This window comes from Paraburkholderia phymatum STM815 (assembly GCF_000020045.1).
Classification (GTDB): domain Bacteria; phylum Pseudomonadota; class Gammaproteobacteria; order Burkholderiales; family Burkholderiaceae; genus Paraburkholderia; species Paraburkholderia phymatum.
Genome location: NC_010623.1, coordinates 1,601,288 through 1,626,298 on the forward strand (window position 1 = coordinate 1,601,288; position 25,011 = coordinate 1,626,298).

The 25,011-nt window shown below is 64.1% G+C and carries 24 protein-coding genes; 15 read left to right on the forward strand and 9 right to left on the reverse strand.

Annotated features, from left to right (window positions below; translation table 11 throughout):
- Nucleotides 1–67: 67 nt before the first annotated feature.
- The 4 genes from oxlT to BPHY_RS22855 all read right to left on the reverse strand — a co-directional run bounded on the left by oxlT (nt 68) and on the right by BPHY_RS22855 (nt 4,664).
- Nucleotides 68–1,354, reverse strand: a complete 1,287-nt coding sequence (oxlT, locus tag BPHY_RS22840) for an oxalate/formate MFS antiporter (RefSeq protein ID WP_041764570.1) — start codon at nt 1,352–1,354, stop codon at nt 68–70.
- A 112-nt stretch (nt 1,355–1,466) separates the two neighbouring features.
- Complete coding sequence (locus BPHY_RS22845; protein ID WP_012403827.1) at nt 1,467–3,098, reverse strand: gamma-glutamyltransferase family protein; 1,632 nt, start codon at nt 3,096–3,098, stop codon at nt 1,467–1,469.
- Between the two features lie 135 nt (nt 3,099–3,233).
- Nucleotides 3,234–4,016 (reverse strand): GntR family transcriptional regulator, encoded by a 783-nt coding sequence (locus BPHY_RS22850; RefSeq protein ID WP_012403828.1) that lies wholly within the window; start codon nt 4,014–4,016, stop codon nt 3,234–3,236.
- Between the two features lie 81 nt (nt 4,017–4,097).
- Entirely contained in the window at nt 4,098–4,664 is a 567-nt protein-coding gene (locus BPHY_RS22855; protein ID WP_012403829.1) for a MarR family winged helix-turn-helix transcriptional regulator, read from the reverse strand.
- A gap of 330 nt (nt 4,665–4,994) precedes the next feature.
- On the opposite strand from BPHY_RS22855, the gene BPHY_RS22860 reads away from it, so the two are divergent.
- The 9 genes from BPHY_RS22860 (at nt 4,995) to BPHY_RS22900 (ending at nt 14,432) form a co-directional block, all read left to right on the forward strand.
- The gene (locus tag BPHY_RS22860) at nt 4,995–6,257 is read left to right on the forward strand and encodes an amidohydrolase/deacetylase family metallohydrolase (RefSeq protein WP_012403830.1); all 1,263 of its coding nucleotides are present in this window, start codon (nt 4,995–4,997) and stop codon (nt 6,255–6,257) included.
- A 20-nt stretch (nt 6,258–6,277) separates the two neighbouring features.
- A complete protein-coding gene (locus tag BPHY_RS22865; protein ID WP_012403831.1) occupies nt 6,278–8,686 on the forward strand; it encodes a xanthine dehydrogenase family protein molybdopterin-binding subunit in 2,409 nt (802 codons plus the stop codon).
- Nucleotides 8,683–9,519 (forward strand): FAD binding domain-containing protein, encoded by an 837-nt coding sequence (locus tag BPHY_RS22870; protein WP_012403832.1) that lies wholly within the window; start codon nt 8,683–8,685, stop codon nt 9,517–9,519. The genes BPHY_RS22865 and BPHY_RS22870 overlap by 4 nt, the downstream gene beginning before the upstream one ends.
- Nucleotides 9,516–10,034 carry a (2Fe-2S)-binding protein gene (locus tag BPHY_RS22875; protein ID WP_012403833.1) on the forward strand — a complete coding sequence of 173 codons (519 nt, stop codon included), beginning with the start codon at nt 9,516–9,518 and terminating at the stop codon, nt 10,032–10,034. Before BPHY_RS22870 ends, BPHY_RS22875 begins: the two co-directional genes overlap by 4 nt.
- Nucleotides 10,035–10,059: 25 nt before the next feature.
- Nucleotides 10,060–10,743 carry an SRPBCC family protein gene (locus BPHY_RS22880; RefSeq protein WP_012403834.1) on the forward strand — a complete coding sequence of 228 codons (684 nt, stop codon included), beginning with the start codon at nt 10,060–10,062 and terminating at the stop codon, nt 10,741–10,743.
- A gap of 2 nt (nt 10,744–10,745) precedes the next feature.
- Complete coding sequence (locus BPHY_RS22885) at nt 10,746–11,939, forward strand: YlbE family protein (protein WP_012403835.1); 1,194 nt, start codon at nt 10,746–10,748, stop codon at nt 11,937–11,939.
- Nucleotides 11,936–12,325 carry an oxalurate catabolism protein HpxZ gene (gene hpxZ, locus BPHY_RS22890; protein ID WP_012403836.1) on the forward strand — a complete coding sequence of 130 codons (390 nt, stop codon included), beginning with the start codon at nt 11,936–11,938 and terminating at the stop codon, nt 12,323–12,325. The genes BPHY_RS22885 and hpxZ overlap by 4 nt, the downstream gene beginning before the upstream one ends.
- The gene (locus BPHY_RS22895) at nt 12,325–13,527 is read left to right on the forward strand and encodes an amidase (protein ID WP_012403837.1); all 1,203 of its coding nucleotides are present in this window, start codon (nt 12,325–12,327) and stop codon (nt 13,525–13,527) included. Before hpxZ ends, BPHY_RS22895 begins: the two co-directional genes overlap by 1 nt.
- A gap of 74 nt (nt 13,528–13,601) precedes the next feature.
- Entirely contained in the window at nt 13,602–14,432 is an 831-nt protein-coding gene (locus BPHY_RS22900) for a phytanoyl-CoA dioxygenase family protein (protein WP_012403838.1), read from the forward strand.
- Between the two features lie 58 nt (nt 14,433–14,490).
- Here BPHY_RS22900 and BPHY_RS22905 read toward each other — a convergent pair whose 3' ends face one another.
- From BPHY_RS22905 to BPHY_RS22925, 5 genes are all read right to left on the reverse strand, one after another.
- Nucleotides 14,491–15,390, reverse strand: a complete 900-nt coding sequence (locus tag BPHY_RS22905) for an amino acid ABC transporter ATP-binding protein (protein WP_012403839.1) — start codon at nt 15,388–15,390, stop codon at nt 14,491–14,493.
- Nucleotides 15,387–16,046, reverse strand: coding sequence for an amino acid ABC transporter permease (locus tag BPHY_RS22910; protein ID WP_012403840.1), 660 nt, complete (start codon nt 16,044–16,046; stop codon nt 15,387–15,389). Before BPHY_RS22910 ends, BPHY_RS22905 begins: the two co-directional genes overlap by 4 nt.
- Nucleotides 16,043–16,687 (reverse strand): amino acid ABC transporter permease, encoded by a 645-nt coding sequence (locus tag BPHY_RS22915; protein ID WP_012403841.1) that lies wholly within the window; start codon nt 16,685–16,687, stop codon nt 16,043–16,045. Before BPHY_RS22915 ends, BPHY_RS22910 begins: the two co-directional genes overlap by 4 nt.
- A 21-nt stretch (nt 16,688–16,708) precedes the next feature.
- Nucleotides 16,709–17,578 (reverse strand): transporter substrate-binding domain-containing protein, encoded by an 870-nt coding sequence (locus BPHY_RS22920; RefSeq protein ID WP_012403842.1) that lies wholly within the window; start codon nt 17,576–17,578, stop codon nt 16,709–16,711.
- Nucleotides 17,579–17,868: 290 nt separating this feature from the next.
- The gene (locus BPHY_RS22925; protein ID WP_012403843.1) at nt 17,869–19,260 is read right to left on the reverse strand and encodes an aminotransferase-like domain-containing protein; all 1,392 of its coding nucleotides are present in this window, start codon (nt 19,258–19,260) and stop codon (nt 17,869–17,871) included.
- Nucleotides 19,261–19,668: 408 nt separating this feature from the next.
- Between BPHY_RS22925 and BPHY_RS22930 the strand changes: the two genes are divergently transcribed.
- Genes BPHY_RS22930 through BPHY_RS22955 form a run of 6 tightly spaced genes read left to right on the forward strand, consistent with a single transcriptional unit; the run spans nt 19,669 to nt 25,011 of the window.
- Nucleotides 19,669–20,151: an MSMEG_0572/Sll0783 family nitrogen starvation response protein gene (locus BPHY_RS22930; protein ID WP_012403844.1), complete on the forward strand. Its 483-nt coding sequence runs from the start codon at nt 19,669–19,671 to the stop codon at nt 20,149–20,151.
- A 17-nt stretch (nt 20,152–20,168) separates the two neighbouring features.
- Nucleotides 20,169–21,191 carry a Nit6803 family nitrilase gene (locus BPHY_RS22935; RefSeq protein ID WP_012403845.1) on the forward strand — a complete coding sequence of 341 codons (1,023 nt, stop codon included), beginning with the start codon at nt 20,169–20,171 and terminating at the stop codon, nt 21,189–21,191.
- Nucleotides 21,160–22,293: an MSMEG_0568 family radical SAM protein gene (locus BPHY_RS22940; RefSeq protein WP_041764575.1), complete on the forward strand. Its 1,134-nt coding sequence runs from the start codon at nt 21,160–21,162 to the stop codon at nt 22,291–22,293. The genes BPHY_RS22935 and BPHY_RS22940 overlap by 32 nt, the downstream gene beginning before the upstream one ends.
- A 2-nt stretch (nt 22,294–22,295) precedes the next feature.
- The gene (locus BPHY_RS22945; RefSeq protein ID WP_012403847.1) at nt 22,296–22,859 is read left to right on the forward strand and encodes an MSMEG_0567/Sll0786 family nitrogen starvation N-acetyltransferase; all 564 of its coding nucleotides are present in this window, start codon (nt 22,296–22,298) and stop codon (nt 22,857–22,859) included.
- A complete protein-coding gene (locus BPHY_RS22950) occupies nt 22,856–23,842 on the forward strand; it encodes a sll0787 family AIR synthase-like protein (protein WP_012403848.1) in 987 nt (328 codons plus the stop codon). Before BPHY_RS22945 ends, BPHY_RS22950 begins: the two co-directional genes overlap by 4 nt.
- A complete protein-coding gene (locus tag BPHY_RS22955; protein WP_012403849.1) occupies nt 23,839–25,011 on the forward strand; it encodes an MSMEG_0565 family glycosyltransferase in 1,173 nt (390 codons plus the stop codon). The genes BPHY_RS22950 and BPHY_RS22955 overlap by 4 nt, the downstream gene beginning before the upstream one ends.

Genomic DNA, 25,011 nt, shown 5'->3' on the forward strand with positions numbered 1-25,011 from the left:
GGCCGTGTCGCTCACATCTACGCGGGTGACTGCGCCGTGGAAATGTTGAACGCGGTTCGTCTGACGTTTATGACAACGTCTTTTTGAAAAACCGCACACGCATCGGCTTGAGCGCGAACAGCGCGAGCACGGCCGTGCCGATGTCCAGCGTGATCGCCACACCGAACACCGGCACCCAGCTTCCCGCATGCTGATGCAAAAGTGCCGCGAGAGGCCCGCCAAAGATCGAGCCGATGCCCTGCGAGATGTACAGCCAGCCGTAGTTCTCGGTGGCGTGACGCGTGCCGAACGTATCGGTGAGCGTGGACGGGAACAGCGAGAAGATCTCGCCCCAGCCAAAGAACACGACGCCCGACAGCAGCACGAACAACACGGCGTTGTCGCGCGTCAGGAGCCACAGCGCCATCGCAACGCCTTCCAGCGCGAACGCGAAGAACATCGTGTTTTCGCGGCCGAAGCGATCGGACACCCAGCCGAACAGCGGACGCGTCAGCCCATTGGTGAAGCGGTCGATGGTCAGCGCGAGCGGCAGCGCAGCCATGCCGAATACGATGACCTTCGTGATGCCGAAGTCGGCCGCGAAGGTCGCCATCTGCGAGGTGACCATGAGGCCCGACGTGGACATCATCGTCATCATCGCGAACATGAGCCAGAAGAGCGGCGATTTGATCATCTGCGAAGGTCGGAGGTTGGGCACGCTCGAGGCTGCCTCAGCCGATGCATTCGCCGGTTCAGCATCGCGCGGCACGCGCAGGCCCTGCGATGCGACCAAGCCCACGATCGCGAACGCGATGCCGTAAATCCACAGCGTGGCATCGAGCCCGCGCGCCGCGAGCGACGCCGAGATCGGGAACGTGGTCACGATTGCGCCCATGCCGTAGCCCGCGGCCACAGCACCCGCCGCGAAGCCGCGGCGATCGGGGAACCAGCGCACCATCAGTCCGACCACGCCGACATAGACGATGCCCGTGCCGAGCCCGCCGATGAGACCGTACGTGAGATAGAGCATCGTCGTGCTCGCGGCCATCGACGCAAGCACCCAGCTCAGGCCCGACATCACCGTGCCGAGCGAGATAAGGAGACGCGGACCGAAGCGATCGATCAGCTTGCCCTGAAACGGCGAGAAGAATGTCTGCAAGATGATGAGCAGCGAGAAGGTCACTTGCAAGGCAGGCAGCGGCACGCCAAGCTTCGCCGATAGCGGTTTGGTCAGCAGCGTCCATACGTATTGCGGGCTGGAGATTGCCATCATGCAGAGCAGGCCGAGGCCTAGCTGAAGCCAGCGATTATGTGTCGCGGTGGCGGGCGCGCTTGCGGCGGCATCGTCGTGCATCGTCTGGATGCGTGTGTTCATCTGCGTTCCCCGGTTACGTTGCAAATCAAAAGGATGAAACATGCCTTCCGGTCCAACGCATGCCGAACCGGACGGTGAGAGTGCTTTCAATCGATGCGGCGTAAAGCGAGCGTTACCAGCCTGCGGCGGCGCCGTCGCTGCGTGGGTCGCTTCCCGCTTCGAACAGGCCGTCAGGATGACGAATGATTGCGCCTGCGTGGCCCATCGCTTCGTCGTATGCGGCGAGCACTTCCACGTCGTGGCCGAGCGCGCGCAACGCGTCGATGGTTTGGGCAGGGAAGCGTGCTTCCAGCTTGAGCGAGTCGGTGGACTGCCCCCAGGTGCGGCCGAGCAGCCAGCGTGGCGCGTCGATCGCAGCCTGCGGATTCCAGCCGAATCGTGCGATGCGCGAGAACACCGCGCTCTGCGACTGTGGCTGGCCGTCGCCGCCCATGTTGCCGTAGACCATCGAGCGGCCATCGGCGAATTGCGCGAGCGCCGGATTGAGCGTGTGGAACGGGCGCCGGCCCGGCATCAGCGGATTGAGCGACGCCGGATCGAGCGAGAAGCTGCAGCCGCGGTTCTGCCAGTTGATGCCCGAGTTCGGCAGCACGATCCCGCTGCCGAACTCGTGATAAATGCTCTGGATAAAGCTGACCGCGATCCCATCGTTATCGATGACACCCATCCAGACCGTGTCGCCGGGACCGCGGCCTTTGCCCCACCGCGCGGCGCGCGACATCGACACCTTGCCAGCCATCGCGTCGAGTGCAGCGGGATCGAGTTGCATGATCGGGTCGATTCGCATATGGTCCGGATCGGTCACATGTTCGTCGCGCACCTTGAAGGCGAGCTTGGTCGCCTCGACACACGCGTGCACGAACTCTGCGCCGAGCGGGTCCATGTCGTCGGTGAGGACGCGATCCAGCACGCCGAGAATCAGCAGCGAGACGAGCCCTTGAGTCGGCGGCGGCATGTTGTAGACCGTGCCGAGCGTGTGCCTGAGTGCGAGCGGCGCGCGTTCGCGGGCGCTGTGCCGTTCCAGGTCGTCGAGCGTGACGAGTGTTTCCAGCGACGCAAGATCGCTCGCGATGCTGCGCGCGAGATCGCCGCGATAGAAGTCGTCGAGACCGGCATCGGCGAGCTGCTGGAGCGTGGCGGCGAGGCGCGCGTTGACGAAGCGCTCGCCGCTGCGCGGTGCACGCGAGTCGGGCAAGAAGGTCTGCGCGAAGCCGGCCACGCTTTCCAGCTCACCGCGCTTGCTCGAGATACACTCGGCCTGGCTGCGCGTGACGGGAATGCCGCTCTTCGCATAATGAATCGCGTCTTCGAGCAGCCGCGCGACGGGCAAGCAGCCGCCCAGCGTGTCTTTCGAAAAGCGATGTGCGAAGTCCCAGCCGGACACGGTGCCCGCGACCGTGTTGGCCGCGAGCGGACCGCGTGCGGGAATCGCGCTCAGGCCAAGCGCGCGATACGTTTCGATGTCGGCGCGCATCGCCGCCGCGCCGCACGCCTCGATGCCAATGGGCGCATGGCCGGGGCGCGAGATCAGCCAGAAGCCGTCTCCACCGATGCTGTTCATGTGCGGATAGACCACCGCGATGGTCGCGGCGGCGGCGATCATCGCTTCGACCGCGTTGCCGCCTTCACGCAGGACGGCAAGGGCGCTTTGTGAGGCGAGCGAGTGCGGTGCGACCGCCATGCCGCGCGATCCGCGCGTGGGATTCAGTGTGTTGGCTGCGACGTGCGCGTGTTCCACAGGCATTAACGTGTCCTTGTATACAAGCGCATGAATCAACGCGAGATCCGTGCCAAGGCTTGGTGGAAACCCTGATGGGACTTGCTGGGCAAGGCTTTCGGCGCTGTATCAGCGGACTCGAAGCGATGGCGCGTGATGCCGTCAGATGGTGCGCCGGGGCCTTGCCGGTGCGTGCGCGGTTGCTTCGCGCCCCGTCGCGGTGCGCGCTGTCAGCAGGCGCTGGATGGTGAGGCCGCGCACGCTGGCCTGGCTGCCGCCGATGTGACGCGACACGAGTTCGACGCTCTGGGCGCCGTCGCCGCGTCGAATAGCGTCGAGAATCGCGGCGTGCTCGTCATACGTTTCGGCAATGCCGTCGCCGTGCACGAGATCCAGCCGACGCACGACGCGAATGCGGTCGGTGACGCGTTGCATCGTCGAAGTCAGTTCCTCGTTACCCGCAGCCGCGATCAGCGCATGGTGGAATGCTTCGTCCAGTTCGACGAGCTTGCGGCCATCGGTGATTCGCCGCGCGTGCCCGACTTTCCAGACCCCGTCCAGCGTATCGAGCAGGGGATGCAGTCCGGGCGGCGGTGCCTCGTTATCGCAAAGCTTGCGCACGGCGAAGGTTTCGATCATCTGACGCATCTCGTAGAGATCGTCGAAGCGCTTGTTGTCGATCGGCACGACTTCCCAGCCGCCGCGCACATAGCCTTGCATCAGGCCATCGCTTTGCAGTCGCTGCAACGCTTCTCGCGCGGGCGTGCGCGAGACCGAAAAGCGTTCGGCGATAGCACCTTCCGTGAGCCGGTCACCCGGCAGAAGGTGCATGTCGAAGATATCTTCACGCAGCGCGTAGTAGACGCGATCTGCCCGTGTGAGCGTGGCGTGTGACGCGATAGCGGGGCGCTCGTCGGGCGTCATGTTCAGCTTGATGTCTGGCATGGCCGAAGAGCTTATCAAATGAAGGCAGGTCGAAAAAAAACGTATACCGTCGATTGGCCCCGCCGTTGATAAGCGGGAAATTCAGGGTGCGTCGGCCGCGCTTTCGTCCTGGGCGAGCAGCTGGCTGTCGGGCAGCCGGAAGGGCACGAGATCGTCCGAGTGGTTGGCTTCCACCAGCCGGATCATCTGGAGCATGAAGACATCGCGCTCGACGGGCGACAGGTGCTCGATGGTGCGATCGTGCGCACGCTGCACCGCGTCGGCCATCTTCCTGACCAGACGTTTGCCGGCGGGGGTGAGCTTGACGAGCCGCAGTCGCTTGTCATGGGCGGCCAGCGTGCGGGTCACGAGCCCGCGTGCGTTGAGCCGCGGTATGACTTCCGCGACGCTGGAGCGCTCGAGTCCGACTTCGATGGCAAGCGAGTTCTGATCCATTTCGCCGAGTGAGTCCAGCGCGGTGAGCAGACTGTATTGCACCGGCGTGATATTGAATTCGCTCGTTTCCTGCACGAACAGAAACGTGTGGATCTGATGCAAGCGGCGGATCAGAAAGCCCGGCCGCGAAAACAGCGGCGAGCGCGCTTGCCGTTCGGCAAGCTCTGCACGAATGCTTTTGATGTCGATGTGATCGGTGACGGTGGTTCGCATATCAGCGACTCAGAAGTAAAAGGACAAGCGACAGGGTCTTCAATGCGCATTCTAGGACGAATTCGTCTCTTGCCGCAAATGTGGGGTACACCACCGAATCACCATAACAATGCATCGCGCGTGCACATGGTGCGGCACATGCTGCGGCTGCGTCCGAGTTGGTGCGAGGTCCGAATGCGAAAATCCGTGGTACGGCACGCATCGTGGCATGACCCCGATCGCTAACCAGATGATTCAAATCGGAAAATTCAACTATTCATGTGGCGCTGAAAAACCGGCACACAATTTGCGGTACACCACGCATATTCCAACTCGCCTGGCGCACCGTACATGTCAAGATTTCTGCTCAAAGGGGGCCGCGTCATCGATCCGGCCCAGAAGCTCGACGCCACGCTCGACGTTCTGGTGGACAACGGCATCATCGCCGGGATCGGCTCCGATATTGCGGTGCACGCGCGCCAGGCGGAGGTGATCGACTGCAGCGGGAAACTGGTGCTGCCGGGCCTCATCGACACGCACGGCCACATCTATCAGTACGTCACGGGCCGCTTCGGCCTCAACGCGGATCAGTGCGGCGTGCAATCGGGCGTGACGACGATCATCGATCAGGGCGGACCCAGCTGCATCACGATACCGGGCTTCCGGCATTACGTGGCGGACCGCTCGGCCACGCGTGTGCTGGCTTTCATTTCCGCTTACCTCGTTGGCGGACTGGAAGGTCACTACTACCCGGAGTTGTATCGCCCCGAGTGCCTCGACGCCGCTGCAACCATCAAGTCGATCCGCGCCAATGCCGATCTCGTCAAGGGTATCAAGGCGCACGCCGAAATAGGCGGCTTTGCGCGGTGGGGGCTCGATGTGATGAAGATCGCCGCAAAGATCGGCCGTGGCGCCGAATTGCCGCTGTATATCCACTTCGGCCAGTTGTGGCCGAAGCCGGAAAGCGGCGGGTTGCCGGTGCAGGCTGATTCCATCTTCAATCAGGTGGTCGAGACGCTCAAGCCCGGCGATATCCTCGCGCATCCGTTCAGCCGTCATCCGGGCGGTTTCGTCGAGGAGAACGGGCAACTGCATCCGCTCGTGCATGAAGCGGTCGCGCGCGGCCTGAAGATCGACGTCGGGCATGGCTCGCATTTCAGCTTCAAGACGGCCCGCATCGTGCTCGACGCGGGCGTCGTGCCCGACACGCTCGGCGCCGACATGCACGGCTACAACACCCATGTCCCCGCGCCCGCCGGCACGCCCGACAGCCATCCTGACGAGGAGCACTCGTTTCTCGGCCGCACGCAGTTCAGCCTCGTCAGCGCGATGACCAGCATGCTCGCGCTCGGTCTGCCGCTGCAGCACGTCGTCGCGATGGCGACCTGCAACGCGGCAAAGATGGTCGGCATGGAAGAGCAGATCGGTTCGCTGCAAGTGGGGCGCGGCGCGGACGTCAGCGTGCTCGACGACCGTCGCGGCCGCTGGATTCTGGAGGACAACGAGGGCACGCAGGTCATCACCGACCGCTTGCTGTCGCCGCTCTTCTGCCTGCGCGACGGCGTGCGTCACGACGCTGTTTCGCCGACCTTGCCGCTCGCGCGCGCGGCCTGAGAACGCGAGGCTCACACACGATGATCAAACGTCCCCAATCACGCGGCGACATCCATCGTCCGCAAGGCATCGGCGCTTCGCTGACGCGCAAGGAAGACGAGCGCTTCATGCACGGGCGCGGCGAGTACGTGCCCAACATCCGCATGGTCGGCATGGTCGATGTGGCATTCGTGCGCAGCCCGATTGCGCATGGTCATATCGTCGGCATCGAAAAGCCGGAGGCGCACGCACACGCCGTCTATACACTCGCCGATCTGGAGGGCGTGAGGCCCATCGTCGCGAATTCGGGGCTGGCAGGCTTCAAAAGCTCGCAGCAGCCCGTGCTCGCGAGCGGCAAGGTGCGCCAGGTCGGCGAAACCATCGCGATGTGCGTGGCCGCGACGCGCGCCGAGGCGGAGGATATCGCCGCACAGGTCTTCGTCGATTTCGAGGAACTGCCCGCCGTGGTCGACATGCTCGACGCGCGCCGCGAAGATTCGGCGCTGGTGCATGAGCACTGGGGCGACAACGTCTTTCTCGAAACCTTCGTCGATGCGAACCCCGACGTCGATCTCGACGCGATTCGCCGCGATGCGCCGATCCGTGTGCATCGCAAGCTGCGCACCGCGCGTCAGAGCATGGCGCCGATGGAAGGGCGCGGCGTCGTCGCGCACTGGGACCGCCGCCTGTCGCAACTGATCGTGCACACGTCCGCGCAAATGCCGCACATCACGCGCACGGGGCTCGCGGAATGTCTCGGCCTCGACGAAGGACAGGTACGCGTGATCGCGCCCGATGTCGGCGGCGGCTTTGGCTACAAGGGCATTCTGCTGCCCGAGGAAGTGTGCTGCGGCTGGCTCGCGATGCAACTGGAAAAGCCCGTGCGCTGGATCGAGGACCGTCGCGAGCAGCTCACCGCGAATGCGAACTGCCGCGAGCACGATTACGACATTACCGGCTATGCGGACCGCGACGGCCGCTTGCTCGCAGTCGAGTGCAACGCGCACGTCGATTCGGGCGCGTACTCGTCGTATCCGTTTTCCGCATGCCTCGAAGCGGCGCAGGTCGGCAGCATTCTGCCTGGGCCGTACAAGATGGAGCGCTTTCGCTGCCGCACGTGGTCGGTCGCGACCAACAAGCCGCCGATCCTCCCCTATCGCGGCGTGGCGCGAACGGGCGTGTGCTTTGCGATCGAAACGATCATGGATGCGATTGCGCTCGAAGCGGGTATCGAACCTTACGAGGTGCGTTTGCGCAATCTCGTGCAGCCGCACGAGATGCCCTACGACAACATCACCGGGAAGCACTTCGACAGCGGCGACTATCCCGAGGCAGTGCGCCGTGCGATGGCCGCGATCGACCTGCCTGCGGTGCGCGCACGACAGCGCTGCGGCGAGCCGGACGGCAGGCGTATCGGCTTCGGCATGTCGGTCTTCTGCGAGCAGGGCGCGCACGGGACATCCGTGTATCACGGCTGGGGCATTCCGATGGTGCCGGGCTACGAGGCGGCCGTGATCCGCCTCACGCCCGACGGCGTGCTCGAAGTGCGCGCGGGCGTCCATTCACATGGACAGAGCATGGAGACCACGCTCGCGCAGATCGCTCATGAAGTGCTCGGCATCGACACGGACCGCGTGCGCATCGTGCTCGGCGATACGGGCGTGACGCCGTATTCCACCGGGACGTGGGGCTCGCGCTCGATCGTGATGGCGGGCGGCGCGGTCGGCCGCGCTTCGAAGGAACTCAAGGCGCGGCTGATGACAATCGGCGCGCATCTGCTGCAGGAGCCCATCGGCGAGGTGCGCTGGGAAAGCGGCGCGGTCGCCGGCAAGACAGGGCGGCGCACCTTGCAGGAGATCGCGCGCACATGGTATCTCGCGCCGCAATTGCTGCCGCCCGACGTCGACCCGCGCGGCCTCGAAGTCTCGACGTCCTATCAGGCGAAACGCGATTCGGGCACCTTCAGCTATGCGTGTCATGCCGTGGTCGTCGCGGTCGATCCGGCGCTGGGCCAGACCGAAATCCTCGATTACGCGATCGTGGAAGACGGCGGCGTGCTGATCAACCCGATGGTGGTCGACGGACAGGTCTACGGCGGTGCGGCGCAAGGTATCGGCACGGCGCTCTACGAAGCGATGCCCTATAGCGAAGACGGTCAGCCGCTCGCCTCGACGCTCGCCGATTACATCCTGCCCGGCGCGACGGAAGTGCCCGCGATTCGCATCGAACACATGGAGACGCCCGCACCTTACACGGAGTTCGGCCAGAAGGGCATCGGCGAGAGCGGGGCGATCGGTCCGCCCGCCGCGCTCGCCAATGCCGTCAACGATGCACTTCGCGGACTCGGCGTGCGTATCGACCAGTTGCCGATCACGCCGCGCCTGGTCGTCGAAGCCCTCGCGAAGCGGCCCGCGCATCGAGCCGATACGCGCAAAGGCATGCCCGCATGAAAGCCGCTACTTACGATTACGCAAAGCCGTTCGCCTGCGACGAGGCGATTGCGCTCATCGGTCCCACGGAAGGCATGGGCAAGTTCGTGGCCGGCAGTCAGTCGCTTGGACCGATGATGAACCTGCGGCTCGCGCAGCCCGAAATGCTCGTCGATCTGCGCGGCATCGCGGCGTTGCGCGCATGCAGCATCGAAGGAGAAACCGTTGCGCTCGGTGCGTGCATCACGCATGCGGAGATCGAGGACGGCAAGGTCGAAACGGGCACACGCGGGCTCATGGAGTATGTCGCTCGCGGCATCGCCTATCGCGCGGTGCGCAATCGCGGCACGCTCGGCGGCAGTCTCGCGCATGCTGACCCCGCCGCCGACTGGATCAACACGATGTGCGCACTCGATGCCACGTTTCTCGTCGCGGGGCCGGGCGGCGCGCGCACGATCGGCAATCGCACATGGATGGCGGGTGCGTTCACGACCGCGCTCGAGCCGGACGAGATCCTCACAGGCGTGCGCTTTGCGCGGCTCTCGCCGACGGCGCGCTGGAGCTACTACAAGTTCAACCGCAAGCCGGGCGAGTTCGCGGAGGCGATTGCCGTGTTCATCGACGACGCGGCGCGCGGCGTGTGCCGCGCGGTAATTGGCGCAATCGACGCGCCGCCTTACGCGATCGACGATGCCCGCGCACTGCTGCGCGACGCCGATCCGGATACCGCGTGTTTCGATGCGCACCTTGAAGCGGCGGGCGTCGAAGCGGGCAGCTACGAACACGAAGTGCATCGCGTCGCGCTCGTGCGCGCGGCGGCGGCCATTCGCCATCAGGACGGGACAGCATCATGAACGACGCATACATCAAGACGATCGAACTCGTCGTCAATCACGCGCCCGTCGTGGACCGCGTCGAGCCGCGCACCAGCCTCGCGGATTTTCTGCGCGAGCAGCGCATGCTGTGCGGCACCAACATCGGCTGCGAGCAGGGCGTGTGCGGTGCGTGCACGATCGACGTCGACGGCGTGCCCACGCGCTCCTGCATCACGTCAGCGATCAGCTGCGCGGGCAGCGCGGTGCGCACTATCGAAGGCTTCGACGACGACGCGACCATGAACGAACTGCGTGCTGCATTCACGGCCGAGCACGCGCTGCAGTGCGGCTATTGCACGCCGGGCATGCTGATGACCGCGCGGGATATCGTCACGCGCCTGCCCGACGCCGATGACGCCCGCGTGCGTCTCGAACTCTCCGGCAACCTGTGCCGCTGCACCGGCTATGTGGGTATCGTGCGCGCGATTCGACGCGTGCTCGATGCACGCCGTGCGCGCGCGGACGCGCCCGTGCAGCTCGCGGTGACCGCCTGAAACTCCGAATACGGACCGACGCATCATGGAAATCGAACAAAGCTTCACCGTGCCTTATCCCTGCCACGAAGTCTGGGCGCGCTTTCACGATACGCCCGGCATCGTCGCATGCCTGCCGGGCGCTTCGCTCACGGCGCCCGTCGAGAACGGGATGCTCAAGCTCGCGATGACCGTCAAGCTCGGGCCGATCGTCGCGTCATTCGCAGGCGACGGCGACATGAAGCTCGACGATGCGCAGCGTTGCGGCAGCATCAGCGGAACGGGCGTGGATCGCAAGAGCGCGTCGCGCGTCAAAGGCGTGGCGTCGTTCGCGCTCGAAGAGACGGGGACGCGCGAAACACGCGTCGACGTGAAGCTGGATTACGCGATCAGCGGCAGTCTCGCGCAGTTTTCGCGAGGCGGCATCGTGAAGGAACTGGCCACACGCCTGACCGAGGCGTTCGCGGACAATCTCAAGGGGAAGCTGGACGAAGTGGGCACGGCGGAAATGAGCGCCACGCTACGAGTCGAGCCAACGCCGGTGGTGCAGGCAGTTGCCGTAACGGAACCGGGAGCAAGAAAAGCTGAAACGCCTGCACAAGAGCCACGCATCGAATCGCGTGCGACCGCGCGCGTCCAGCCCGCAAACGCGCCGCTGGACGTCGGCAATCTGTTCTGGAAGATTCTGTGGTCGCGCTTGCGCGGATTCTTCAGCTTTGCGAGCCGCTGACCATGCATGCCGATGATGCCAATACGCGTGCGCTGAGCCGCGTGCATGCGGTGCGTCCGCAATGGCGCGGTGTCGTGGCGGCGCGCGACGCGGTGCGTCTTCCGGATTTCACGCTGCTGCACGCGGGCCCGCCGTTCGACGATCCGCGCAAGCCCTCCGCGCCGGTGCGCTCGTCGGCGATTTTGTGCTGTCTGTATGAAGGCTGGGCGAAGGACGAAGCGCACGCGGAGCGTCTGATCGAACAGGGCGACGTCCGGCTCGAATGTGCGCAGTCATATGGCGTGGTCACGCCGCTCGCGGCCGTCGTCTCGCCGCGCACGATGCTGGTCGAAGTCGCGGACGCAAACCATCCCGATGCGCGCGCGTGGTCGTTGCTCGGTAGCGGCGCGGGCCCGCAGATCCGTTTCGGCAGCCGCGACATACGCATACTCGAACGCATGAAATGGCGCGACTGCGTGCTCGCGCCCGCGCTCGATCAAGCGCTCGCACAGGGTCCAATCGATCTGCTCGCACTGGCGCGAACCGGCTTCGATGACGGCGACGATCTCCATGCGCGCACCTCGGGCGCGACCGCTGCGCTGCGTGCGCTGCTTGCTCAGCGACGGGATCATGCCGACGTCGACGCGATGCTGGCGCAGACGCCGCTCTTCTTTCTGACACTATGGATGGCCGCGTGCGCGCTGATGTTGTCGGCGGCCTCGCGCGGTAGCCCGTCGGCGTCGACGCTCGTCGTGGCACTGGCGGGCAACGGCGAGCGCGTGGGCATCCGGCTCGCGGGTGCGCCGTCGCGCTGGCTCGTCGCCGCCGCGCACGCGCCAGAAGGCCCGCGCCTCGATCCGCAACAGCAGACAGCCGCCGCGCCGCTCACGGGCGACAGCGGCGTCATCGATGCGGCGGGTTTCGGTGCACAGGCGCTCGCGTTCGCGCGGGAACCCGCGCAAGCGTTCGAGCCGTACCTGCCCGCCGGGTGGCGCGACGGGCAAACGCGCGTGCATACGGGATCGCATCCCGTGTTCGTGGAGTTGCCCGGCGTGCTGGATGCGGCGCGCGTGGTTCACGAAGGTATCGCACCCCTCGCCGCGATCGCGATGATCGGCGCCGACGGATGCGCGGGCTTGCTGGGTCGCGGCCTTTATACGGCGCCGATGGAGCTCTTCGCGCGTGCCCTGGCCGAACTCTCGGGTGAAGTCGTATGAGCGCAGAGTCGATTAACGATCCCGAGACGCTCGCGGCCGTCGAAGCCGCATTCGATGAATACGAGCGCGCGCTCACGACCAACGACGTTGCCGTGCTCGACGCACTCTTCTGGAACAGCCCGCATACGCTGCGCTTCGGCGCGACGGAAAACCTGCAAGGCTACGATGCGATCCGCGCATTTCGTGCGCAGCGCCCAGGCAAGGGCCTGATGCGCACTATCGTTGATCGTTCGGTGACGACGTTCGGCGCGGATTTCGCCGTCGCGAACATTACGTTCACGCGCGCGGGCGAGGCACGCATCGGGCGCCAGTCGCAGACGTGGGCGCGTATCGAAGGTCAATGGCGCGTGGTGGCGGCGCATGTCAGCTGGATGGACCCATCGTGATGCAAAGCGATCTGTTGCAACCGGGTTTGCATGGGGCCTTCGTTGCCGACGGCTTTGATGCGCTGCCTGCCGCCGCGCGGCCGCCGCGCGTGGGAGACAAGCTCGCGGGCTTGAGGCTCGCGGTGAAGGACGTGTTCGATATCGCCGGGCTTCGCACGGGCAGCGGCAATCTCGCGTGGCGCGACGAGCAGCCGGTGGGCCTTCGAACCGCGCTGGCCGTTCGCGCACTGCTCGAAGAAGACGCGCGTTGGATCGGCAAAACCGTCACCGATGAACTGACCTACAGCCTCGCCGGTGTGAACGCGCATTACGGCACGCCCGTCAATCCCGCCGATCCTGCGCGCATTCCGGGCGGCTCGTCGTCGGGCTCCGCGGTGGCGGTGGCGGCAGGACACGCGGACATCGCGCTCGGCACCGATTGCGGCGGCTCGGTGCGCTTGCCGGCGAGCTATTGCGGCGTGTGGGGCATGCGGCCCACGCATGGGCGCGTCGCGTCGGATGGTTGTCTCACGCTTGCGCACAGTTTCGACACGGTGGGCTGGTTCGCGAGGGACGCACGCAGGCTCGCCGACGTATTCGAAGTGCTGGCGCGCAGCATCGTCATGGAGCGCGACGAACCCATCAACCTGCACGTGCCGCGCAGCCTGCTCGCCTGCGTCGACGCACCCGTGTTGGCGTGCTTCGAAGCATCGCTGCCAGCGCTCGGCGACGCGGTGACGTTCGTCGAGCCCAAGGCGTCGCTTGTTGATTGGGCTCAGGCGTTTCGCGTGCTGCAGGCGGCGGAAATCGCGCAACGCTACGGCGTCTGGGCGTACGAGCACGCCGCCAGCTTTGGGCGCGACGTCGGCGCGCGCTTTGCGATGAGCCGGACCATCACGTGCGAACAGATCGCCGACGCGCAGCGTGTGCGCGTCGAAGCGATCCGCACGATGGCCGATGCGCTTGCGCAAGACACGTATTGGATCGTGCCGACGGTGCCGGGCGTCGCACCCCGCGCGGATGCGTCGGCGGAAACGGTCGATCACACGCGCGCCCGCTCGCAGCAGATGCTGTGCGTCGCGGGTCTCGCAGGTCTGCCGCAAGTGAGCATGCCGTGGACGCGGATCGAGGGGGCGCCCGTCGGCTTGTCTTTGATCGGCGCACGTGGCACGGACGAAGGTGTGCTGCGCGCCGCACGCGCGGTGCACGCAGCCATGCGGTAAGTCTCGCCGGGACGTTGCCTGGCGATGGATGAGCAAAGCGGTTCTCCGATTGAAGCACACCAAAAGGAACGTCCATGACGAAGCACTTGAGCGAGGCGCAGGTCGCGCACTTCAAACAGCACGGGTATGTCTACCCGATGCGCGCGATCGGCGCGGAAGAGGCGGCGGAGTATCGTCGCATCATCGAGCGCTACGAGGCGTCTTCCGGCGAAGATGTCAACAAGACCCTGAAAATCAAGGGTCATCTGGCGCTGCCCGCCATCGTCGAACTCGCGCGTCACCCCGCCATTCTCGATGCTGTCGAAGACGTGATCGGGCCGGACATCATGCTGTTTGGCGCATCCATCTTCGCGAAGAACGGACGCGATCCGCGTTATGTGTCGTGGCATCAGGACTCGACGTATTTCGGGCTTACGCCACATGAGGAAGTGACGGTGTGGGTCGCGCTCACACCCGCGAACTCGCTGAACGGCGTGCTGCGCGTCTTGCCCGGTTCGCACAGTGGGCCTGACTTAAGGCACGTCGAAACCTACGCGAAGGACAACATGCTCGCGAAAGGGCAGACGCTTGTCGGCATCGACGAGAACCTCGCTGTCGAAATGCCGCTGCAGCCCGGCGAGTTTTCGATGCATCACGAACGCACCGCACACAGTTCGCTGCCGAATCGCTCGGACGACAGGCGTATCGGCTTCGCATTCTTCTACGTGCCGGCGCATGTCCGCTCGGCCTCGGGTCGGCGTCGCGCGACGCTCGTGCGCGGCGTCGACCGCTTCCATCACTGGGACCCCGACACGCTGCCCGAATACGATTGCGATCCGCGTTCGATGAGCGAACTCGTACAAACGTGGGGCAAATATAAGGACGGTGAAGTGAAGCAGGCAGCGGACATGACCGCGCCGCAGTGAACGAGCAATCCTGAAACCCGGCGCTCGACGCGCCGCGATTCAGGGTTCAGGGCTCGCCTCAGGCGAGCTTCGAGGTTTCGCTCCAATCGTCGGCCGCGTGATGCGGCGCGCGAAAACGTGCAAGAAACTGCCGTGCGCGCGGCGTTTGCGGCGCGCTGAAGAACTGTTCGGGCGGTGCGTTCTCGATGACCTGGCCCGCATCCATGAACACGACCCGGCTTGCCACCTGGCGCGCGAACTCCATTTCGTGCGTGACGATCACCATCGTCGCCCCTTCCAGCGCGAGCGAGCGCATGACCTGCAGCACTTCGCCGACGAGCATCGGGTCGAGCGCGCTGGTCGGTTCGTCGAACAGCAGGATGTCGGGTTTCATCGCAAGTGCGCGCGCGATGCCCACGCGCTGCTTTTGCCCACCCGACAGCCGCGAAGGAAACGCGTCCATCTTCCCCGCGAGGCCGACGCGTTCCAGCAGGCGTTCGGCCTCCGCACGCACTTCGTCGCGCGGACGCCCGAGCACATGCAAGGGTGCTTCCATCACGTTCTGCAGCACGGTCAGATGCGGCCACAGCGCGAAGTGTTGGAACACCATGCCGATGCGCGCGCGCGAACGCGCAAGTTCGGCGTCGCTCATCTTGATGGACGAACCTTCGCGCACGCCGATGCGCCGGTTCGACACATGGACCGTGCCCGCGTCGGGAATCTCGAGCCAGTTCACACAGCGCAGCAACGTGGACTTGCCGCAACCCGACGGCCCGAGCAGGCAAACGGTTTCGCCCTTGTGCACGGTGAGCGACACGTCGCGCAGCACCTTGTTCTCGCCGAACGACTTCGAGATGCCGTTGAGTTGCAGGACGGTCTCGCTGCCTGATCGCACCGCTTCGCTGGAAAGGCTGCACGAAGGCCCGGCTGCATCGGCTGCGCGCAGGATGGTGGGCGGGACGTCGTTCGAAATGTTCATGCTCTGCGTTCCTCGGCAAATCTCGAGAGTAAGCCACTGCCGCTTTCGATCACGAGGCAGATGGCCCAATAGAGCAGCACAGCCGTGATGAACGCGGCAAACGGAATGAAATAGGTCGCCTGAATGCCGTTCATCTGATGCGTGAGTTCGCCGACCGCGATCACCGTGAGGAACGCGCTGTCCTTGACGATCTGCACCAGTTGATTGCCGATCATCGGCAAGGCGACCGTGAAGACTTGCGGCAGGATGATCCGGCGAACCAGGCCGAAGCCATGAAAGCCATAGGCGCGCGCGGCTTCGATCATCGGAGTGGGCAGGCCGGCCCACGCGCCGCGCAATAGCTCGGCCATGTAGGCAGTGTTGTAGAGAATCAGCGCGATCGCGCCGGCCCACCAGTTCGACAGACGTATGCCTGCCGTGGGCAGGCCGAAATAGATCAGATAGACGAAAAGCAGGAAGGGCGCGCAACGCATCGCGTCGACATAGAGCGTCGCGAGCCGCGCGATGGCCGGGCGTTTCGACATCAGTGCGGGCGTCAGCAGCGCGCCGAGCACGAGCGACGCGACGGCTGCCACTGCAAGCAGACCGAGTGTGTCGAGCAGGCCGGACAGCACGTCCGCGCGCTGCTGCCAGACGATCAGGAAGTGCTCCGTCATGCACGGGCCTCCACAGGTTGGCGGCGCTCGATCACGCGCTGCGTCTTGACGAGCACGAACACGATCAGCCCGTAAAGCACGAGCGCAAAAACGAAAGGCGGTAAAGGATCGTAGGTGCGGGCGCCGACGCGCAAGGCCGCGCGCGTGATTTCAACGATGCCGATCACGGCGACTGCGGGCGTCGACTTGATCTGCAAGGTCATTTCGTTGACGAGGCCCGGCAGGCTCGAGCGCCAGATCTGCGGCATCACGATGCGCCGAAAGCGTACCGTACGCGGCATCGCGAAGGCGAGCGCTGCGTCGTATTGATCGCGTGGAAAGTTGATCAGCGCCGCGCGCCAGATCTCGCAGTTGAATGCGGCGGTGCTGATGGTGAGCGCGAGTATCGCGGCCGGTGTCGGATCGAGCGAGATGCCGAACTGCGGCAGCGCGAAAAAGATCAGCAGCGTCAGCGTCACGGCGGGACATGAGCGGATGAGGCTCACATAGGCGACGACGATGCGGTTCAAAAACGGCACGCGTGCCCACCGGATCAGTGCGAGGCCGAGCCCCAGAGGAATGCCGAGCACGATGCTGACGACCGAAAGAACGACGGTCGCCAGCGCGCCCTGAGCAATGCTCCAATAGTCGAAGGCGTTCATCGATGCGGGATCGCGAAGACGTCAGTTGACCGACTGCGGCATGTCCTTGTAGCTCGCACCGAGCCACTTCTGCTGAAGCTGGTACATCTCGCCGCTCTTGCGCAGTTCGAGCAGCGCGGCATCGACCATCTTCAACACGTCGGTGTTGCCCTTTTTCACGGCCCACGCGATATACGTCGGCTTGCCGATCGCCTGGCCGACAGCGAACACATCAGGCCTGGTCTTGACGAGCGAGTTCAGACTGATCTGCGTGTTGGCGACGGCGTCGACACGGCCCACGCCGAGATCCTGGTAGGCCTCCGGATACGACTGGTATTCGATGATCTGCTTGATGCCATTGCCGCCATGCTTCTTCTTCAGTTGTTCGTCGAAGAGCTTCAGGTCCGCGAGCATCGCGCTGCCGGTTTCCGCGCCGACTACCTTGCCGACGAGATCGTCCGGGGTCTTGATCGGCGAACCTTTTTTCGTTGCATAGAACGTGACGGCTTCGCAGGTCGGGGAGGCAAAGTCAAAGGTCTTCTTGCGCTCTTCGGTGACCAGCACGGCGGTGAGCGCCATGTCGTATTTGCCGGTGGTTACACCCGGCAGAATGCCCGACCACGGCATGATCTGCTGCTTCACGTCGACGCCGATCTTCTTGCGTACCAGCGCGAGGAGGTCGTTATCATAGCCCGTGTTCTTGCCGTCAGCGACGAACTCGAATGGGTTGTAGTCGTCCTCGGTTGCAACGCTCAGATAGCCGCGTGCCTTGATTTCCTCGGCGCTGGCTGCGTGCGCCACATGAACGATGCCGAAGGTAGCGGCGAGCGCGAGTGCGCAGGTGCGCAGGAGCGTGCCGGCGGTGCGCTTTCTCGACTGACCAGGACCGCGACGGGTAAGACGGACTGACATGAAGAGCCCCTTTGATGGTGATAGCGACCGCGCGCAAGATTATTTGGCACCCGGTCACTCGAAGATGATCGTCGAATCGATAATTCGTTTGAATACCGACGATTCACCTTTGGAATATGCAAGGGGTATGCCAACGATCTGTTTTGCCGCAAGTCCCGGACGCATCGGGACACGAGTCGTAGCAAGCATCGTCACAGTAATGCGTGGTGCACCACGTATGTAGCTGAGGCCTTGTATTCGTGCATGTGCGCACCGGTTTGCGCCATACGACGGCTACGATTTGCGCCGGGTCACATGACAGGTGTATGCAAATGATGCGGATCGGCCAGCACTTCGGCGACGCGCCGCAAGGCGTCACGGCAATCATCTTTGTCCTGTGGCCCGCCGAGGCAGAGGCGGATACTGTTCAACGGATTGCCATCCGTTGAAAACGCCGCGCCAGCCACTGCGGCCACCCCCTGATTACGCAGCTGCAGCGCAAGCTCGGGCGCGCTCCAGTCGCACTGCGCAGGAATAGGCAGCCACAAATGGAAGCCATCCGGATGTGCATCGTAACGCCAGTCTGCGAGTTCCTGTGACGCAACTGCCTGACGCACATTCGCTTCCTTGCGGATCGCGTCTAGCATTTCGTGCGCAGTGCCGTCGTTGACCCATTGCGTGGCGAGCATGACAGTAAGCGGACTGGGCATGACTGTCGTCGCGCGCAATGCGCCGGCAATACGTTGCGTTTGCTTCGGAGTGGGTGCCCGTAGATAGGCGATGCGCAGACCTGCGCCGAAGGATTTCGAGAAGCCCGTCAGGTACCAGGTCAGTTCGGGCGCGAGTGAGGCCAGCGCGACGGGCGGGTTCACGGGCAACCAGCCATAGGCGTCGTCTTCGATGATGGGAACGCTGTAGCGCAACGCGACATCGGCAAGCGCTTCGCGGCGTTGCGTGGGCAGCGTCAGCGTGCTCGGATTCTGCAAGGTCGGATTGCAGTAGAACGCGCCGGGTTTTTCCGTCTTGCACAGCGCTTCGAACGCGTGCGGCAGCGGACCTTCTTCGTCGCGCGGCAACGGCTGCAGGCGCACGCCGAGTTGCGACGCAATTGCCTTGATGCCGGGATACGCGAGGGTGTCGAGACAAATGGTTTCGCCTGGCCGCGCAAGCTGTGACACGAGCGCGACGAGCGCGCTGTGAATGCCGGGGCATACGAGTACGGTATCGTCTTCGCAATCGGGCAAGCGGTCCTTCAGCCAGGTCCGTCCGGCGGCGCGGTCTTCGGGCATGCCGCCAAAATCCTGATAGCGCAGTAGCCGGTAAGGATCGCTTTGCGCAAAGAGATTCGCCCACGACTCTCTCAAACGCGCTGCAAACTCGGGCGGCTCGGGCGGCATGTTCATCGACATCTCGACGCTGCTCCCACCCGAGAGCGGCAAGGTCTGCGTGCGTCCACGCACGAACGTGCCGCTGCCTGCCCGGGCATCGAGCAGGCCGCGTTTGCGCGCTTCCGCATAGGCGCGCGCGACGGTCGTGTAATTCAGCCGTAATGCGCCCGCCAGATCACGAAGGCCGGGCAGACGATCGCGTGGACGCAAACGGCCGCTGGCCAGATCTTCTTCGATCAGATCCGGTATCACGAGATACGCCGGTTTGCGGCTTTCAGTCAGCCGCTTGAGCCAATGGTGCGTGAGACTGTCCATGCTGCTGTTTCCGATGCAAAAAGCTATGCGCTGGTGTGAATGCCTTTATTCAAAGTACCACGTGAATGGCGCAAAAAAATAATCGCTGGTCATTCATTCAGAAACTTGATCGCATTGATTGGATCAATGCACGCTTGCGGGGTGTCGCGCACCATCCGCACGCAAAATGCGCTGCGCGGTTGTGCGAAACCGGCGGGGCTGCATCTGTCTTCGATACCCAAAACCCGCGCCGGGCAACGCTAACAAAGAAATTTTCGGGGCGCTCGAATGCTCGCCGTTTAATTGATCGGAAGTTGATTGCATGAACCGGGCCGGAAATTGGCATACGCGTTGCGTTAAGTGATTCGCCAGGCGGGTTATTTCCCGTCACGGCAATCCGATCAATTACGCAACTTATTGGAGAGTCAAATGCCTGCCGTCAACAAACCTCTGCATCAGAAAGGCGATTATCTGGTCGACTACGAAGAGAAGGTCTTTCCTGATGTCAAGGCCGAGCCGGGCGAGAAGGCACTCGTCACCTTTCACACGGTTGCGTTCGAAGGCTCGATCGGCTTCGTCAATCTGCTGCAAGCCACGCGTTTGCAGCGCAAAGGCTTCGATACGTCGGTGCTGCTCTATGGCCCCGGAGTCACGCTGGGTCTGCAGCGAGGTTTCCCGACGCTCGGCGACGAAGCCTTTCCCGGCCATCTGAACTTCAATAAGCAACTCGTCAAGTTCATGGAAGAGGGCGGCAAGGTCTACGCGTGCCGCTTTGCATTGCAGGCGCTGTATGGCCACGGCGAGGCGTCGCTGATCGAAGGCATCCGGCCGATCAATCCGCTCGACGTGCTCGATTTGCAACTGCTTCATCGCAAGGAGAACGCGCTGATCATCCATACGTGGACCGTCTGAGCGAGCGGGTGCCCATCATGTCCGACCAGCGAGTCATCCGTGCAGCGGCCGTGCAGATTGCGCCGGATTTCGAGCGTCCCGGCGGCACGCTCGACCGGGTCTGCGCCGCCATCGACGAAGCCGCGTCGAAAGGCGTGCAGCTGATCGTCTTCCCCGAGACGTTCGTGCCGTACTACCCGTACTTTTCGTTCGTGCGTCCGCCCGTGGCGTCGGGTGCCGATCATATGCGGCTCTATGAGCAGGCAGTTGTCGTGCCGGGCCCTGTCACGCATGCGGTGAGCGAGCGCGCGCGACGTCATGCGATGGTCGTCGTGCTCGGCGTGAACGAACGCGATCACGGCAGCCTGTACAACACGCAGCTCGTGTTCGACATCGACGGGTGCCAGGTGCTCAAGCGCCGCAAGATCACGCCGACCTTCCATGAACGGATGATCTGGGGACAAGGCGACGCCGCGGGGCTCAAGGTCGCGCGCACGGGCATCGCGCGAGTAGGCGCGCTCGCGTGCTGGGAGCATTACAACCCGCTCGCGCGCTATGCGCTGATGACGCAGCACGAAGAGATTCATTGCAGCCAGTTTCCCGGCTCGCTCGTCGGTCCAATCTTCGCCGAGCAGATCGAAGTCACGATCCGCCATCACGCGCTCGAATCCGGCTGCTTCGTCGTCAATTCGACAGGCTGGCTGAGCGATGCGCAGATCGAATCCGTGACGACTGACCCAAAGCTGCAAAAGGCGCTGCGGGGCGGCTGCATGACGGCGATCGTGTCGCCCGAAGGTCAGCATCTCGCGGAACCGTTGCGCGAAGGAGAAGGCATGGTCGTCGCGGATCTCGACATGGCGCTGATCACGAAGCGCAAACGGATGATGGACTCCGTGGGCCACTACGCGCGGCCCGAACTGCTGAGTCTCGCGATCAACGATCGCCCTGCGATGCCCGTTGTGCCGATGTCGATGTCGTTCGAACGTGCGGGCGCGGACGTAGCGCCTGAAATCATCAGTGGAGGTCAGGATGAATGCCAGCATGAGCCTGTTGCAGGCTGAGCCGCGCGCGCAGCGCCAGATGATGGAGTTGCGCACCGAGTTGCAATCGGCGGGGCTGCGTCTCGTCGATCCGAACGCGGGCGCAGCGAGCCGGCGCGGCGGTGCCGGCCCGTCGGATCACAAGGCCGTGACCGTGGATGGCGTGACCATCATGGTGCCCGTGCACACCAGTTCTGCATGGAACTCGCCGTTCGTCGCGGGCGTGCCGGACGAATCGGGTGCGAGCGCGTTGCTGCGCGGGACGATCCCGATCGCCAGCATCAGCTTTCCGAAAGCGCCGCGCTTCACGCAACTGCAAACGCTCGACGGCGTGCCGTACTCCCATATCGCGACGCTGCACAGCACCGACGTGCTCGCTACGACCGTGCTGCAAACGTGCATCCGCTACGAGAGCCGCAAGAAGACCTGCAAGTTCTGTGCGATCGGTCAGTCGCTCGCGGCGGGCCGCACGATTGCGCGCAAGACACCGGAGCAACTCGCGGAGGTGGCCCGCGCTGCCGTATTGCTCGACGGTGTAAAACACATGGTGCTGACAACCGGCACGCCGCCGACGCCGGATCGCGGTGCGCAGATCCTTTGCGAAAGCGCGTTAGCGATCAAGGCCGCCATCGATCTGCCGATTCAGGCGCAATGCGAGCCGCCCGACGACGATGCATGGTTCGAGCGCATGAAGGCGAGCGGCATCGACACGCTCGGCATGCATCTCGAAGTGGTGACACCCGAGGTGCGTGCGCGCGTGATGCCGGGCAAGGCCAGCGTGCCCATCTCACGCTATATGGAGGCGTTCCGCGCCGCTGTTGCCGTATTCGGCAAGGGGCAGGTCAGCACCTACATTCTCGCGGGTCTCGGCGACACAGCGGAGGCGATCCTGTCGATGTCGCGCGAACTGGTCGAGATCGGTGTGTACCCGTTTGTGGTGCCGTTCGTGCCCATCAGCGGCACGCCGCTCGAAGATCATCCCGCGCCCTCCCATGCGTTCATGAAATCGATCCTCGAGCCACTCGGCGCCATGCTGCGCAGCGCGCAGATGCGCTCTGCCGACATCAAGGCCGGTTGCGGCAAATGCGGGGCGTGTTCGTCGCTGGCATCGTACGAGGCGTGACCATGTTCTGCGAAACCATTGACGAACTGGATGCCTTGCCGCTTACGTTCACGCCCGCCGAGTACCGCGTGAAATGGGCGACGCTGCCGTGGGAAAGCACCGGGGCGTATGCACTGCGGCGCGCCGTGTTCTGCGTCGAGCAAGGCATCTTCGTGGGAGACGACCGCGACGAGATAGACCGCGATGCGAAACTGCTGGTGGCACTTAGCTGCATTGCGGGCATGCCCGAGCAGGTGGTCGGCACGGTGCGCATACACGAGACGCAGCCGCGTACATGGTTCGGCTCCCGGCTCGCCGTGCATGCGGCGTTCCGCTCGCATGGCAAGCTTGGATCGACGCTGATACGCCTTGCTGTGAGCAGTGCGCACGCGTTGGGATGCGATACGTTCCTTGCTCACGTGCAAAGCCAGAACGCGCCGCTGTTCCGGCGGCTGCACTGGCAGACGGTCGCGGAGGAGACACTGTTCGGGCGGTCCCATCATTTGATGGAAGCAGACCTGGCGCATTATCCGCCGTGCTTTACGCCGGAAAGCGGATTTGTCACTTCGTCGCGAGGCCGCTCATGAGTCTGCGCGCGCTGGTCGAGCGGCTGCGCGAAAGCAGGGGCTTTCGCCACAAGACGGATATCGCAGACGTGGTTGCATCGCTTGCGTCGCGCTTGCCCAATGGCACGCGCGACCTTGCGCAAGCGGTAGCAGTGGGCGACGACTGCGCCGCGCTTGCCGATGGCGATGGCTATCTGCTCTTCGCTATCGAAGGGCTGGTCAGCGACTTCGTCAAAGCGATGCCCTGGTTCGCGGGCTATAGCAGCGTAATGGTCAATATCAGCGACGTGTATGCGATGGGCGGTCGTCCGCTTGCCGTCGTCGATGCGCTGTGGAGTGATGGGCTCGAACGGGCGGAACAGATTCTGGCGGGCATGGCGGCGGCATCGAGTGCGTATGGCGTGCCTGTCGTTGGCGGTCATAGCAATACGCGTAGCACGGAGCCGCAACTCGCGGTGTCGATACTGGGCCGTGCGCGTGCATTGCTGTCCAGCTTCAACGCACGGCCGGGCGACAGCATCGTGATGGCCGTCGATCTGCGCGGCCGGTTCGAAGAGCCTTTTCCGTTCTGGAATGCGTCAGTGGGCGCGCCTGCGGAGCGCCTTCGTGCCGATCTCGACCTGCTACCTCAGCTTGCGGAAAACGGTCTGTGCGATGCGGCCAAAGATATCAGCATGGCGGGCGTGCTCGGCACGTCGCTGATGCTGCTCGAATGCTCGGGCGTCGGCGCGCGTATCGATCTCGATACGATCCCGCGTCCTCAAGGTGTCGATTTCGAACGCTGGCTGAGCGCCTTTCCAAGCTACGGCTTTCTGCTGTCAGTGCGTGATCAGCATGTGCATGACGTGCACGCGCGTTTCGCACAACGCGGACTCGCAAGCGCGACGATCGGCCGCGTGGATGCGTCTCGCGAAGTGGTGCTCACGCAGCAGGCCGACGCAGCATTGCTATGGAGCTTCGCAGACAGTGCGTTTATCGGCGCGCCAGTGGGAGCACAGAAATGAACCACCCGCGGATGCGCATTGCGCTGTTCACGCATTCGGTAAATCCTCGCGGCGGCGTGGTGCATACGCTTGAACTCGGGCGCGCACTGCATGAAGCGGGACAGGATGTGACGATCTTTGCACCATCTGTCGGTGGTGCGCCGATGTTCCGCGCTTCGCCCTGCCGCGTCGTACTCGCGCCAGCCACGGCGCACGGCAACGATACGGTGACGACGGTGCAGACGCGGATCGATGCGCTGAAAGCCGCGTTGCTTAAAGAAGGCGCAGCAGCTTTCGACGTACTGCACGCACAGGATGGCATCAGCGGCAACGCGCTGGCGGAGTTGCGAGAAGCGGGTAAGATCCGCGGCTTCGTGCGCACCGTTCATCATCTGGATGCTTTCGACGATTCGCGCCTGAGCGCATGGCAACGACGCGCCTACGCAGATGCCGACACGGTGCTGTGCGTCAGTGATACCTGGACGCGCAAACTGCGCGGCGAGTTCGGCATTGCGGCATCGACGGTCAATAACGGCGTTGACATAGAGCGCTTTCGAAGCGTCGAAGCCGCGGACCTTGGCAACGGGTTCGGCCTGAACGGCGAACCGATGGTGCTGGCAGTAGGCGGCATCGAGCAACGCAAGAACACATTGCAACTGCTGGAAGCATTCGCCTTGATGCGGCAAACGCATGCCAAAGCGCAACTCGTGATCGCAGGCGGCGCGAGCCTGCTCGATCACGAGGCGTACACGCAGCGCTTCGTTGCGCGTGCAATGCAACTGGGGCTTCGTATCGGCAAGTGCGAGCCAGTCGTGGTTACAGGCCCGCTCGAAGATGCAGCGATTCCCGCGCTGATGCAGCGCGCGGACGTTGTATCGATGATGTCGTTGCGCGAAGGCTTCGGCCTCGTCGTGCTCGAAGCGCTGGCAGCGGGCGCGCCTGTCGTCGTATCGCAGATCGAGCCGTTCACCGGCTATCTCGACGAACGTGTCTGCTGCTGGGCGCAACCCGATGACGCCGCCAGTATCGCCGACGGGCTGCGCCGCGCGTTGCACGACCGCGGCGGCATCGACTTCGAACACGCGGTGCCTGAACTTCTCGCGCGTTTCAGCTGGCGCGAAAGCGCACGCCGTCATATCGCACTGTATGCGGATCACCGGCAGTGCATCATGCGGCCGCTCGGTGCGTGA